9 protein-coding genes and 4 pseudogenes are annotated in these 13,926 nt (G+C 62.0%); 8 read left to right on the forward strand and 5 right to left on the reverse strand.

Annotation, left to right across the window (positions count from 1 at the left end):
- Positions 1-7: 7 nt before the first annotated feature.
- A pseudogene (locus tag I1A62_RS03220) lies at positions 8-1,102 on the forward strand (IS630 family transposase).
- Between the two features lie 915 nt (positions 1,103-2,017).
- Here the strand turns inward: I1A62_RS03220 and I1A62_RS03225 are convergent.
- Positions 2,018-3,517: a PLP-dependent aminotransferase family protein gene (locus I1A62_RS03225; RefSeq protein ID WP_219454058.1), complete on the reverse strand. Its 1,500-nt coding sequence runs from the start codon at positions 3,515-3,517 to the stop codon at positions 2,018-2,020.
- Between the two features lie 63 nt (positions 3,518-3,580).
- Between I1A62_RS03225 and I1A62_RS03230 the strand changes: the two genes are divergently transcribed.
- The 5 genes and pseudogenes from I1A62_RS03230 to fgd all read left to right on the forward strand — a co-directional run bounded on the left by I1A62_RS03230 (position 3,581) and on the right by fgd (position 9,506).
- Positions 3,581-4,603, forward strand: a complete 1,023-nt coding sequence (locus I1A62_RS03230; protein WP_219454060.1) for an SIS domain-containing protein — start codon at positions 3,581-3,583, stop codon at positions 4,601-4,603.
- Positions 4,603-5,574: a nitrilase-related carbon-nitrogen hydrolase gene (locus I1A62_RS03235; RefSeq protein ID WP_219454062.1), complete on the forward strand. Its 972-nt coding sequence runs from the start codon at positions 4,603-4,605 to the stop codon at positions 5,572-5,574. Before I1A62_RS03230 ends, I1A62_RS03235 begins: the two co-directional genes overlap by 1 nt.
- Before the next feature lie 93 nt (positions 5,575-5,667).
- Positions 5,668-7,317: a cytosine permease gene (locus tag I1A62_RS03240; protein ID WP_219454064.1), complete on the forward strand. Its 1,650-nt coding sequence runs from the start codon at positions 5,668-5,670 to the stop codon at positions 7,315-7,317.
- A 32-nt stretch (positions 7,318-7,349) separates the two neighbouring features.
- On the forward strand, positions 7,350-8,402 hold the full coding sequence (locus I1A62_RS03245) for an LLM class flavin-dependent oxidoreductase (protein WP_219454066.1): 1,053 nt from the start codon (positions 7,350-7,352) through the stop codon (positions 8,400-8,402).
- 94 nt (positions 8,403-8,496) lie between these two features.
- Positions 8,497-9,506 (forward strand): annotated as a pseudogene (gene fgd / locus I1A62_RS03250) (glucose-6-phosphate dehydrogenase (coenzyme-F420)).
- Between the two features lie 122 nt (positions 9,507-9,628).
- Here fgd and I1A62_RS03255 read toward each other — a convergent pair.
- Positions 9,629-10,735: an IS630 family transposase gene (locus tag I1A62_RS03255; RefSeq protein WP_219454068.1), complete on the reverse strand. Its 1,107-nt coding sequence runs from the start codon at positions 10,733-10,735 to the stop codon at positions 9,629-9,631.
- A gap of 51 nt (positions 10,736-10,786) precedes the next feature.
- Here I1A62_RS03255 and cofC point away from each other — a divergent pair.
- A pseudogene (cofC, locus tag I1A62_RS03260) lies at positions 10,787-11,308 on the forward strand (2-phospho-L-lactate guanylyltransferase); the annotation flags it as partial.
- A 285-nt stretch (positions 11,309-11,593) separates the two neighbouring features.
- Here cofC and I1A62_RS03265 read toward each other — a convergent pair.
- Positions 11,594-11,977, reverse strand: a complete 384-nt coding sequence (locus tag I1A62_RS03265; protein ID WP_219454070.1) for a hypothetical protein — start codon at positions 11,975-11,977, stop codon at positions 11,594-11,596.
- Positions 11,978-12,256: 279 nt separating this feature from the next.
- Here I1A62_RS03265 and I1A62_RS03270 point away from each other — a divergent pair.
- Positions 12,257-13,069: pseudogene (locus I1A62_RS03270) on the forward strand (IS1380 family transposase); the annotation flags it as partial.
- A 110-nt stretch (positions 13,070-13,179) separates the two neighbouring features.
- Here I1A62_RS03270 and I1A62_RS45790 read toward each other — a convergent pair.
- Complete coding sequence (locus tag I1A62_RS45790) at positions 13,180-13,464, reverse strand: hypothetical protein (RefSeq protein ID WP_257890396.1); 285 nt, start codon at positions 13,462-13,464, stop codon at positions 13,180-13,182.
- Complete coding sequence (locus tag I1A62_RS45795) at positions 13,455-13,832, reverse strand: hypothetical protein (RefSeq protein ID WP_257890397.1); 378 nt, start codon at positions 13,830-13,832, stop codon at positions 13,455-13,457. Before I1A62_RS45795 ends, I1A62_RS45790 begins: the two co-directional genes overlap by 10 nt.
- Positions 13,833-13,926 lie beyond the last annotated feature (94 nt).

The following is a 13,926-nucleotide window of genomic DNA, read 5'->3' on the forward strand; positions in this document are numbered from 1 at the left end:
CTGAGGCATGCCTCGAACCGGACGCCCGAAGGCGGAGTTGATGTTGACCGATAACGAACGCGAACAACTCGTTCGATGGTCGCGGCGAGCGAAAACCCCACAGTCGTTGGCACTGAGGTCGCGGATCGTGTTGGCCTGCGCGGAGCCGGGGATGACAAACAAGCAAGTTGCGGCAGACCTAGGGATATCCGCCAACACGGTCAACAAATGGCGCGGGCGCTTCGTCGACCGACGCCTCGACGGCTTGGTCGATGAACCTCGACCGGGTCGTCCGCCCTCGATCTTGCTGGACCGGGTCGAAGACGTGGTTACCGCGACACTGGAAACCTCCCCGGCCAATGCGACGCACTGGTCGCGTACCTCGATGGCCAAGCGCACCGGCCTGTCACCGTCGACGATCGGCCGGATCTGGCGCAAGTTCGAACTCAAACCGCATCTGACCGACGGTTTCAAGCTGTCCACGGATCCGCAGTTCGTGGACAAGGTCGTCGATGTTGTTGGTCTCTACCATAATCCGCCCGAGCGTGCCGTCGTCCTGTGCGTGGACGAGAAGAGCCAGATGCAGGCATAGAACCGTTCCCAGCCGGTGCTGCCGATGATGCCCGGCATGCCGGAACGGCGCAGTCATGACTACGCCCGCAGCGGCGTCACCAGCCTGTTCGCGGCGTTCAACATCGCCGACGGCACGGTGATCTCCGAGCTTCATCGACGTCACCGGGCCGTGGAGTTCAAGAAGTTCCTCACCGCGATCGACAAGGCCGTCCCCGACGAGTTGGACGTGCATCTCGTCTGCGACAACCTGGCCACCCGCAAGACGCCGGCAGTGGGCGACTGGTTGGCCAAGCACCCACGTTTTCACGTCCACTTCACCCCGACCGGGTCCTCGTGGATCAATCAGGTCGAGCGATGGTTCGCATTCCTGACCGATCAGCTGCTCCGCCGTGGTGTACACAAAAGCGTTGCGGCACTGGAGAAAGACGTTCGCAACTGGGTCAAGACCTGGAACGACGACCCGAAGCCGTTCGTCTGGCACAAGACCGCCGAGGAGATCCTCGATTCCCTGGCCAAATATATCGCACGAATTTCTGACGCGGGATACTAGTGCGGCGTGCGGAAATTAACTTGACAGTTACCCCTGAACGGATGTCACTCCGCTTTCACGCCTTGCCGCGGCGAGGACGACCAAATTCCGAAGGCCACACAGGCCCTGAGTAGATCGTTCAATCCGATGAATTCTCGCGAGTATCCCAGATGGTCGCAGCGGCGACGCGCCGCATGGGCGGAGGTCAACCGCACGCGCAAGCATCGCGACACCGAGGCGGAGCGCCTCATCGAGTTCGCCAGTATGTGGGCACCATACGGCGGTCCGGACGAGGAAGAGATCCTCGTTCACTTCGGGATGTCGCGGCTCCGGTTCATCGAACGTTTGTGGCAGGTCATACCTGATTCCAACTGCGCTCAAGTGGAAATACGCAGTTTAGCGGGCACATACCCCGCACCCCCTGCGAACGGACGATCCTCGTCTCGTTCCGTGAGTCGCTCGGCGGGTCACGTGGACGGAGCGGGCGGCTGGCGATCCGACAGATCCCAGGCAGTTACGCAAACTTGAGCACGCGGCGCCTCACATAGGAACGAAATGTGGAACAGGCTTTGACAACGACATTCTGGACTTTGCGCTTCTATGGGAACTGCTTGGTGGGCCTACTCCGAGGGATGTCACTGCCGCATTCGCAATCGACATCAACGAGTACGAACGCCGACTAGCTGCAGCTGTCGGGCTCCAGGTGTCCCAACTTCGGAAAGGTGCCACCTCCCGTGAGTTCGTCTACGGGATGTCTGCGATATCGGCGCTTGATCGAAATCCACTGCGAGTGGGTGACATATGAGCAACAGCATCGTCTAATGGCTCGTATCCGAAGCCAAGTCAGTCAAGTTACTTATCCCACGGCGCACTAGACAGAACCGACGCGGTGACTGAAATCGGTTGCCGCGCGGATTGCTTATCGCGGTGGCGACCTCACTCACTGGACGCCCTCGCCGGGGGGTCCGGCAGTTGCGCTTCGAATGTGCGCCATGCGCGAGCCAGCCGCCGGACGCCGAGCGCCAATGTTTCCCGGTTCTGCACGAATTGCAGCCGAACGTAGTCATCGCAGGTCCCGTCGACCGTGAGCGAGTTACCCGCTACTACATTGACTCCGTGTAACAGTGCGAATTGCGCGAACCGTTCAGCGTTGCCATGGGGTAGCCGTGCCCAGAACGACAGGCCGCCTGCCGGTCTGTTCCAGGACCAACCGGGTAGGAACTCGGTGAATGCCGCCTCCAGGTGATCTAGGCAAGAGGCGATTTCGGTGCACCGGATGTCTCGCATCCGGTCGGCGCGTTCGAGCAGTTGAACTGTGATGAGCTGAGACAGGAGCGAACTTCCCATATCGTTGACCGCTTTGAACTGCGAAAGATGTGTGGTGAGAGTTCTGGGTGCACGAATCCAACCCACGCGTAGGCCGGGCCAGAACAACTTGCTGAAGGACCCGATGGTGATCACCGGTGCAGAGTCGGAAATCGCAGCGAGCGCGGTCGGAGCCGGTCGCCCATCGTCGATCAGGAGTGGAAGCATGGTCTGATCCTCGATCAGGGTTACCTGATGTGCATCGACTAATTCGACAAGTGTCTCGCGATCAGCCTCGGACATCACCGTGCCAGTGGGCGCCTGACAGGTCGGCGCCACGAACACCAGACGAGGGTGATTGGTCTCGATCAACTCCTCGAGCACTTCGACGCGTAGCCGCTCGCGATCAGCAGGCAATGGCTGTACCCGAGCCCGCAACATTCGAAAGGCATCTATCGCTCCTGGATAGGACGGGTTCTCCAGGATCACATTCTCGCCGAACGGCGCATACACCTGGCCTAACAGCCAAATAGCTTGTTGGGCACCAGTTGTGATCAGAATCTCCTCCTCGGAGGTCCGCATCCCGGTGGTTGACTCAATGTATTTGGCCACCGATTGCCGCAAGATAGCCAAACCCCGCGGCTGGTATCCGCTCTGCAGCGCCAGAGGTTCGACCTTGCTAGCCGCTTCGGTCATCGCCTCGCGGATCAACGGGCCGACACTGGCCTGAAGCGACACGGTGAAATCTACGGTCGAGGGCGAGCCGTCAGGTGTCGCCGATCGCATCATCGGGTTCCGTGCGATGCTGTCCAGCGCCTCGTCGTTGGCGTACGGGGCCGGTTTGCCATGCTCATGGTGGCGAATCCACGTCCCGCTGCCTTGTTTACGCTCGACGCGACCGCGGTCGCGAAGCTCGGCGTAAGCGGTGACCACCGTCGTCCTGCTGATCTGCAAGGCAAGTGCCAGCGACCGCTCGGGCGGTAGACGGGTACCAGGGGTGAGATCACCACGGTCGATGGCTTCCTCGATCTTCGAAGCGAGCTTCGAATAGAGCGGACCCGGGTTGTGTATCCAAGCTCCCAGCGTCTCGGCAATCTCTGCCCCACTGGCCTCCAACCGTGGAGATTCCATATCAACCCAATCTTTCGTATTGGCCTCTTGTTGGCACTATACATTGGACACTAATCTGCTCTTATGACCCTGAGGTTCAACCTAGATAGCCAGATCTCGACAATCCCCACGGTAACGGCTGAGCTGCTGTCTTCGACCGTTGCACCAACTCTCGATGGAAACCGTCCGATCATCTTTACCGGCATCGGTACGTCACTACACGCCGCGCGTGTCGCTGCGAATTGGGTCACCTACTTGACGGATGGAAAAGTCCGGCCGCACGCCGTGGATGCCCACGACATGGCAACGACGCTGCCGCTGACGGCCGATGACCAGATCGTCGTGATCAGCCACCGCGGTACCAAAATTTTTCCTACCGCAACCCTGGAGCGCGCAGCCAAGGCAGGGGCGAGCACCATCGCCGTCGTCGGACAGACTGCACCGGAGCAGCCGGCCGATGTCACCTTACGTACCTGTGCCAACGAAACCGCAGGTACTTTCAGCGTCTCGTATATAGCCTCGCTGGTCGTGCTGGGCAAGATCGCGGCGCAGTTCGATCAGGGCGCAAGGTCCGGTTTCGCTCAGTCGCTGGGCGAACTGCCAGCGGCGGCCGCACAGACCATCAATGACTCTGGGGCAGGCGCGGCAGCGAAGATCCTCAACCAGGCAGATCCATTGCTGCTAGTCGGCTTTGGGTCGGACCTGCCGACTGTGCAGGAGGCTGCTCTCAAGATCAAGGAGGGCGCCTGGATGTGGACCGAGGCCATGTCACCCGAGTTCGCGCTACACGGCACTCCCGCCAGCTATCACCCGGAGATGGCCGCTGTGCTCGTTGAACCGACTTCGACAACCGTCGACGGGGGGCGCACACAAATCCTCAGCAAGGCACTGACCGACCTGGGTTTGTTCGCTGTACTGTCCTGCGCCGAACGCGAGGACGCAGACCTACGGTTCACCTCGCCGAGCCCGCTGCTACGGCCAGTCACCAGTATCATCCCATTGCTGCAGTTGACCGCCGAACTCGCCGCGCTGCGCGGCACCAACCCAGACACCATGCACGGCGACCGTGAACCCTGGGCGACGGTTATGACAGGGCTCCAGCTCTGATGACATCGGCACATCGGCGCGTCGCGGTCGTTCAGGCTCCGGCGGTCGCCTTCGACGCGACCGCAGGCCTGGCTGCGTTGCGCGACTACGCCCGGGCGGCGGCTGATGACGGATGCGACATCGTAGTTTTTCCCGAGGCGTATCTCGGAGGCTACCCCCGCGGAATTGCTTTCGGCACTGCCGTGGGTATCCGGACTCCAGAAGGTCGTGACTGGTACCGCCGATATCATGCTGGGGCAGTTGATATCCCGGGACCAATTACAGTCGAGCTGGCAGCGATCTCCTCCGAGCTGAAAATTTTCATGGTCGTCGGCGTGATCGAACGGGCCGGCGGAACCCTCTACTGCACCGTGGTCTTCGTTGATCCGCAGGACGGGATCATCTCTACTCGTCGGAAATTGATGCCCACGGGTGCCGAGCGCCTCGTCTGGGGACAGGGTGACCTAGCCCAATCTCCGGTAGTGCAAACCCGATTGGGTGCAGTCGGCGCGGTCATCTGTTGGGAGAACTACATGCCACTGTTGCGGGCCTACGCGTACAACGAAGGTGTGCAGTTGTGGTGTGCCCCGACTGCGGACAGCAGGGAGACGTGGGAGATCGCGATGCGCCACATCGCGGTGGAAGGCCGCTGTTATGTAGTCAGTGCTAATCAGTTCACGCGCCGCAGTGACTATCCAGATGACTATCCCCTCGACGTTCCGCCGGACACGGTACTGTGCGACGGCGCGAGCATGATAGTTGATCCGACCGGTACAGTTCTGGCCGGGCCGGAGAGAAATGGCCCGGCAATGCTCACGGCTGATATCGACTTCGCCCAAAATACTAGGGGCGCATTTGACTTCGATGTGTCTGGCCATTACTCCCGACCTGATTTGTTCACTCTGCTGGTTCGCACGGAACGTGATGAAGTGGTACGCAAAGTCGGTTCGCAGCCAGTTTCAGTCTCGAACAATGAAACATCAGATCAGTAGTTGAAACACTTCAGTATTTGATCGAAAACACACATTTTGGCTACAGCTGAGACGGCGCTGTCTCTGATTTCACATCACAACTAGGAGATCTCTATGTCAGAGCCGCGTTCATCTGAGAACGTTCCGCTGCAGACCTTCGACGCCGACGACCCCAGGGTCGCGGCAAAGGCATCCACCGAGGACTACGCGCTACACGTGGCACCATATTCTTGGCGGTCCGGCCGGGTGTCGATGATGATGGTCTGGTATGCCTTCGCCAGTGCGATGTTTTGGCTGATCTTGGGTGCAACCCTGGCTCAGGTCGTTGGAACGGTGGAGACAATCATTGGTCTGGCGGTGTCGGTTCTCGCCTACAGTGTCATCGGGGGCACACTGAGCCGGTACGCGGCTCGGACCGGTATCTCCAGCGCGATGTTCTCCCGCGCCTTGTTCGGTTACATTGGCGCGGCCGTCGCTCCGCTGATTATCGGCGCCACTGCGTTGTACTACGGGGTATTCGAGGGTTCGGTCATCGCAGTGGTGTTCCATGAGTACACAGGCTTCGGATCTATCTACATGTGGTACGCAGTTGTTGCCGCATACAGCATTCCGCTGGTGATCGGCGGCGTACGCACGTGGCTCGACAAGTTGAACGGTGTGCTGTTGCCGTTCTACTACATCGGGTTGACGGTCGTCGTTGTCTGGGCCCTCGTCAGTGAAGGCTATTCCAACGACTGGCTGACCGCGCCACCGGCGTCACCAGATGTGAACCTGCATGCACCGGGTTGGTTCTTTGCCTTCACCACCTACATGGGTGTCTGGATAATGATGCCGTTCACGTGGGATTATGCCCGCCTAGCCAAGCCCAAGGACGATAAGTTCCATCGCTGGCTGACCTTCGGCCCGCTGTTCTACGTACTGACTCTGGTGGTCAACGCGTTGGTCGGAATCTTCCTGTCACACAGCATCGCCGCTGACGGACAACTCAACGAGCTGTCAGCGGTCTCGGCGATAGTCGGACTCACGGGCATCATTGGAGTAGCGCTGATATGGGTCAGCCAGACCCGGATCAACACGGCGAACTTCTATCTGGCGAGCATCAATGCTGAGAGCTTTTTCGCAAGATTGTTCCGGATACACCTTCCCCGGCGGACCTGGGTCTATGTGATGGGTGTGGCGGCTTTCGCGCTGATGTTGACCGACGTGACCAGCTACCTGCTCGAGGCACTGCGGTGGCAGGGCGTCCTGGTGGTCGCCTGGGTTGCAGTTGCCCTTGTCTACCTGGCCTTCGCCCGTCGTGAGGGGCTCACCGCGCAGGACTTCGAGTTTCGCCCAGGCCGAATTCCCGCATTCAACGGCGTGGGCCTGATCGCCTGGTTCGGCGCGTCGGCTCTGGGCATCGTGCTGATGCAGGTGGGCGGTTCGTGGGGCTCCACCTGGTCAGCGCCAATCACTTTTGTTAGCGCTGCTGGCGTCTACACGATCGGCCGGCTCGCCACCGGGAATCGGCACTTGGTCCTCAAGCGGCCCCACGATCCGCGCGATGAGGTCGAAGATCGCTGGGAGACCCGGATCCGTTGCGCCACCTGTGATTTGCATTACCTGGCCCAGGAGATGGACCGCAATCCGGCAGCAGCCGATCACGCACCCATTTGCGCAGAATGTGCCAGCAATGACCGCGATTACCTCAAGGCGGCGTACGCAGAAGCTAAGGAGTTCAACGCAACGGGTGCACACTCGCAGTCCCTGAGCGGAATTGACTAAAGATAATTGACAGAGAAGGGATTTCACACATCATGAAGATGAGCGCCTACTTGTTCCCAAAACCGGGCGACGGTGAGTTCGAGAAGTTCATCGACTCGGTAGTCGCAGCCGAGGAGGCGGGCTACGAACGTGCGTGGGTTTTCGATTCGCAGATGATCTGGAAAGATGTCTACGTTTACATGTCCCACGCCCTAGCCGCGACTAAGAAAATCGCCCTCGGTACCGGCGTTACCAACCCGTTCACCAGGCACTTCACCGTTACCGCCAGTTCGCATGCGACGCTGTCGCAGATCTACCCCGGCCGCGTCATGCTGGGTATCGGCCGCGGCGACAGTGCCCGGCGCACGATCGGTCTGAATCCTTTCCCCACTGATCAATTCAGCGAGGTAGTTCGTGACATCCAAAAGCTGATGCGTGGCGAGCCGGTGTCAATCGTCGACAAGTCCGGCAAGACCGGGTCGGAGACACGCATAGTCTGGGCGCAGGAGGTCATCCCCACGATGATGTCGGCAACTGGGCCGAAGAACCTGAAGATCGCCGGTGCGCTCGCCGATATCGTGCAGCTGCAGATCGGCAGTCACCCCGACGCTGTCCGCTGGGCTCTGAAGTACGTCAAAGAGGGCGCCGAGTCGGTCGGTCGGGACCCGAGCGAGATTGAGATCGGGGTGTTCACCGCGATGTTCGTCAGCGAAGACCAGGAGAAGGCCTGGGAGTTTTGCCGGTTCAGTGCCAATATCGCAGCCAACCAGCTCGAGGATCTGGTGCGGTTCCATAAGGGAATCGAGCTACCTGGACCGCTGGATCGCTTGGTCAAGACGCCACGTGCCAAGTACGACTATTGGGGCGGGCATTGCGAGTCCGACGCGGCGCACATGGTGATGCCGGGCGAGGTCGTCGACGACTTCGCTATCGCAGGCACCGCCGAGAAGTGCCTGGCGCGTATCGAGGAATTAGCGGCTCTCGGTGTCAACGAGATCGCCCCCGGTGTGCTCAACGGTGAGGTCGAGCAGATCAGAAGGGTCGGTGAGGAGGTCGTGCCTACGGTCCAGAAGATGTCCGTCGCCAAGTGGTACGACCTGGTCTGAATTGAGGCCGAGCAGCTGCTCCGCCGTTTCGCGGCTTCGCCGGCGTTGCCGCTTCGCGGCGGCGCCGGCGAAGCTTTTCTGCAGGAGGTGAGACGTGAGTACATTGAGATTGGGCTATAAGGCGTCGGCGGAGCAGTTCGCTCCGCGGGAGCTTGTGGAACTGGCGGTCGCGGCGGAAGCGCACGGGATGGACAGTGCCACCGTCAGCGATCACTTCCAGCCGTGGCGCCATGATGGCGGGCATGCGCCCTTCTCTCTGGCCTGGATGACGGCGGTCGGGGAGCGCACCAAGCGACTGGTGTTGGGCACATCCGTGCTAACGCCGACGTTCCGGTACAACCCCGCGGTGATCGCCCAGGCGTTCGCCACGATGGGGTGCTGTACCCGGACCGGATCTTCCTCGGTATCGGCACCGGCGAGTCCCTCAACGAGATCGCGACCGGATACGTTGGAGAGTGGCCTGAGTTCAAGGAGCGCTACGCCCGGTTACGCGAATCGGTACGCCTGATGCGCGAGCTGTGGCTCGGCGACCGAGTCGACTTCGACGGCGAGTACTACAAGACCAAGGGCGCCTCGATCTACGACGTGCCCGAGGGTGGTATCCCGATCTATATCGCCGCGGGCGGCCCGCAGGTGGCGAAGTACGCCGGCCGTGCGGGTGACGGCTTCATCTGCACCTCAGGCAAGGGCGCGGAACTCTACAAGGACAAGCTGATCCCAGCCACGATCGAAGGTGCCGAGGCGGCAGGCAAGAACCCCGACGATGTCGACCGGATGATCGAGATCAAGATCTCCTACGACACCGACCCCGCCTTGGCGTTGGAGAACACCCGGTTCTGGGCACCGCTGTCGTTGACCGCCGATCAGAAGACCAACATTCACGACCCGCTGGAGATGGAGAAGGCCGCCGACGAACTGTCCATCGAGCAGGTCGCCAAGCGCTGGATTGTGGCCTCGGATCCGGACGAGGCCGTCGAGAAGATCAAGGACTACGTCGACTGGGGTATGAACCACCTGGTGTTTCATGCCCCTGGGCACGACCAGCGCCGCTTCCTGGAACTGTTCCAACGCGACCTAGCACCACGCCTGCGAAAGCTCGGGTAGTGGATGCTGACGTCGATGTCCTGCTTGCGGTGAAACGACTGCAGTTGGCCAAAACACGGCTAGAGCCGACACTGACTGGTCCGTTGCGATACGCGACGGTGCTGGCGATGTTCATCGATACCCTAATGTCCTGAGTCGTTGTTCAGTTGATTAATCCGCGTGCAGTAGTTGGCGAGGTTGTCCAGGATTTCGTCCGCGGTTTTGGTCCACACGAAGGGTTTTGGATCGTCGTTCCATGCGTCGATCCAGGCTTGGACGTCGGTCTCGAGTTCTTTCACGCTGCGGTGGGTGGATCGGCGGAGTTTGCGGCTGGTCAGCTCGCCGAACCAGCGTTCGACGAGGTTCAACCAGGAACCGCTGGTCGGGGTGAAATGCAGATGGAACCGCGGGTGGGCGGCCAGCCAGGTCTTGATCGCCGGGGTCTTGTGGGTGGCGTAGTTGTCACAGATCAGGTGCAAGTCCAGCTCGGCGGGGGTGTTCTTGTCGATGGTCTTGAGAAACCGGAGGAACTCCTGATGGCGGTGTCGTCGCTGGTGCTGGCCGATGACCTTGCCAGTGGCGATGTCGAGGGCGGCGAAAAGGCTTGTGGTGCCGTGGCGGATGTAGTCGTGGGTCTTGCGGCCCGGTACGCCGGGCATCATCGGCAGCATCGGGGCGGTGCGGTCCAACGCCTGCATTTGCGATTTCTCGTCCACGCACAGCACCAGTGCCTTGTCGGGCGGGGCGAGGTAGAGGCCGACGATGTCGCGGACCTTCTCGATGAACTGTGGATCGGTGGACAACTTCCAGGTGTCCACCAGATGCGGCTTGAGGCCGAAAGCGCGCCAGATACGGGAAATCGCGGTCTGGGACATGCCGGTGGCCCGGGCCATCGACCGGGTCGACCAGTGCGTGTCCCCGTTCGCCGGCGTCTCCTCCAGGGTCTTGACGATCACCGTCTCGACCTGCTCGTCGGTGATCGTGCGAGCCGCACCCGGCCGCGGCTCGTCCGCCAGGCCCGCCAGTCGATCCTTGACGAACCGGGCCCGCCACTTGGACACCGTCTGCGGCCAGATCCCCAGTCTCGCAGCGACATCCTTGTTCGTCACGCCCTCCGCGCACGCCAGCACGATCTTCGCCCGCAGCGCCAACGCCTGCGACGTCTTCGCGCGTCGAGCCCAACCCAGCAGCGTGTCACGCTCGACATCGGACAGAACCAATTCCGCCTTCGGGCGACCAGAAAATGCCATTACCCGATGCTACCAACATATTCAACGGATCAATAACTCAGGACACTAACCGCCTGTTCGCGAGTCGAAGCCGTCCGTTCGATCAGCGTTATCACCCCCGACGAGTGTGTCGCGGCTGCCGGGCAACACTTCGGCGTCAGGGTGTTGCCCGAACCACCGTGTCATGTGCACACCGATTCGCTCAACGTGGCGTTGCGAGCCGGTGAGGCCGCGATTGCGCGCGACCGTAACAGAAGCAGACTCAATATTGCGGTGCTGCAAGCAGATCTACCCGCACTAAAGCCCACCGAGCTGGCGGAGGCGTTGTCGCACGCACGATCTGCCCGGCGCAGCTTCGTGCCCGACAAACAGGGAACTGGCACCACAGCATTGATCGCGTTCGGTGTCGAACTTGAGCCACGGTTCGGCGCGAATTCGGCTCATCTGCACCGACGTTCGGGTGCCATCCGCCTCAGTGGTGACTGGCCCGGTCTTCGCTGCGATATCGACACCCCCGACGACCTGACCGCGGCATCCCTGCTTGGCCTCGGGAACGCGACCACCGCAGCGTTGCAGCTACCTCGCCCAACGTGACGGGTTTGGTAGACCGGGCTGACTTACGACATCAGCCCTCGTAGAAGGGGTGCTGCCCTGCGGTGGACATCGTGGGTGACCAACTCCTTGCCCTCGGCCACCGAAGCGTCGATTGATGTCCGCTGTCAATCGAGTTGGCATACGCGACCTGCGGGAATGCCAACTGTGTTGACGAGAATCGAGACGTTGACGGACAGCGTAGTTGGCATTTCCGTAGCGATTCGGCGGGTCCGCTACGAGCATCGAGTGGCGTTGACGTGCACAGACGATGAGGCCGCCATCCACTCAGATCAGCCGCAGGATGTTGTAGTGGGTGTCTCGGATCGGGGTGTCGTAGATGCGTGCGTTTCTGCGGAGCGTGGTGAGTCGTGCCACGACGGTCCATACGCGGTTTACGGCTCGCCAGGTTTCGCCCTGGCCGTAGCCGGGAACGATCTTCGCGACCTCATTGGTGACGAGGACGCGTCGGTGAACGCCGTCGACGTCGGGATCGGTGACAGCGTGCAGAAACCGTCGTCGGGTGATCATCCGCGCGATTCTGACCTGCTCCGGATAGGTCAATGCGGGCGTGTGGTGGATGCGGGTTTCCGTGCGGCGCCGTTGGATCTCGTCGACGCCGATGATCGCCAGGCTGGGTACGGCACCGGGCAGTCGTGTCAGGTCCGACACGCGGACGAGCTACGGAATGAAGCGCGGATCATCTGACTCGCCTCAATCATGTCCGTTTTGTCCGTTATCTACCGCGGTAAACAACGGACGAAACGGACATCTGGAGCTTCAGTGCTGCGTGTCCTGGCTCAGCGAAGGTGGCGAAGACTCACTGAGCCGGCGAGGGCGGCCGATTATATGGCGGACGGCTCAGCGAACCTGGCGAATCCGAGGTGCTGGCCCACGATCGGGAATGATTCGACGCACCCGAGTTCCACGCTCGCCAGATAGGCCAGCGGCCTGCTCACCCTCGCCGATCAGCACCTGAGCGTGCCGACCGACAAAGGCGCCAACGCCGGCCGCAAGATCGGGTCCCTGGTCGGCGGGATGGTCGCCGGCGCCGACAGCATCACCGACCTGGCGTTGCTTCGGCACGGGGCGACGGGCACGATCTTCGACCGCCCCTACGCCCCGTCGACGCTGGGATCGTTCCTCCGTCAGTTCACCTTCGGGCACGTCCGCCAGCTCGACGCCTCGCCTCCCGATTCCTGCTCGGGCTCGCTGCTCGCACCCCGGTGGTGGCGGGGATCGACACCGGACGGGTGCTGGTCGATATCGACGATACGATCATCGAGGACCACGGTCACGGCAAGCAGGGCTCCGGATGCGGGTACTCCGGGGTCCGCGGGCTGAACGCGCTGCTCGCGACGGTCACCACCGACACCGCGGCGCCGGTGATCGTGGGGCAGCGGCTGCGCCGGGGTGCGTGCGGCTCCCGCGGGGTGCCGCCCGGATCGTCGCCGACGCCCTGGCCACCGTCGACCGACTCCGCACGCACAGCACCGAATCAGCTGCCGAGTCCACACCGAAAGTGCTGGTGCGACTCGATTCTGCCTTCTACGGTCATCCCACCCTCGGTGCCGCGATCGCAGCCGGAGCCGACGTCTCGGTCACCGTGCGCCTGACCTCGACCATCAAGCGATCGAATCGATCGACGACGACGATGCCTGGACGCCGATCGAGTACACCGACGCGATCTACGACGAGGACACCGATACCTGGATCTCGCGTGCGGAAGTCGCCGAATATTTGGCGCACACCACTGCCAAGAAGATCGCTGCGGGGCGCGGGACGAGCCACATTCAGGATCAGCCCTTCGCGGAGGTCGTCACCGATTCGATCGCTTCTGGCGGCACGAATGCACCCCGGGACGGCCACGGTGGTCATAGTGGGTTGTCGGGAACCGCCCAGAGACCCGAGCTGGACCGTCGGCCGGTGTCGGGGATCAGTGCCCGGAGCCGGGCGGCGTCGTCGCGCAGTGCTTTCTGCAGGTGGGGGCGGACGTCCTCGGCGACGTCTGGTGGTAGTGGGCAGCCGTGGTGTACGAGGGCGGCGGTGTTCTCGATGAGCCGCGCCGCTCGCATGAGGAGGGGCTCCGGCACCCGGACGGTGAGGAGGTCACCGTCGTGGTCTCGGGTCAGGACGCCGAGGGTGGAGATCAGAGCCATCGCTGGTTTGCCGGCTCGTCGGGACCGGTGGTGGCGCCGGCGAGGGCGGCGACCTCGACGAGGGCGGCGATCGTCGCACCGAGGGTGGGCAGGGGCATGGCGATGGTGCGGGGCAGGGTCAGCAGGTCGGCGCCGGGTGCCTCTTCCTTGATGCTCAGGGCCAGTTCGCGGGCGAGGGTGCGCAGGGTGTCGTGGTCGAAGTACCGACGGGCGGTGCGTTCGGTGATGCGCATCTGTTCCGCTACGGCAGCGACTCGGTCGGTGAGCAGGGCCTCGAGTCGGTCGGCGGGTACGGTCAGACCGATGCGTGCCAGCTCCTCACCGAGGGCGGACGCCGTCGTGCTCACCCAGGATGATGGTCGCGGCATCGAGGCCTCCTGATCCGAGCGTTCCACCACACCTGGTCTGTCTACCAGTCCGCCCGCCGTGGCGGCGGCAGGTGACGAAACGTCAGGCCTGGCC

The organism is Rhodococcus sp. USK10, assembly GCF_019378875.1.
Taxonomy (GTDB): Bacteria; Actinomycetota; Actinomycetes; order Mycobacteriales; family Mycobacteriaceae; genus Rhodococcus_F; species Rhodococcus_F pseudokoreensis.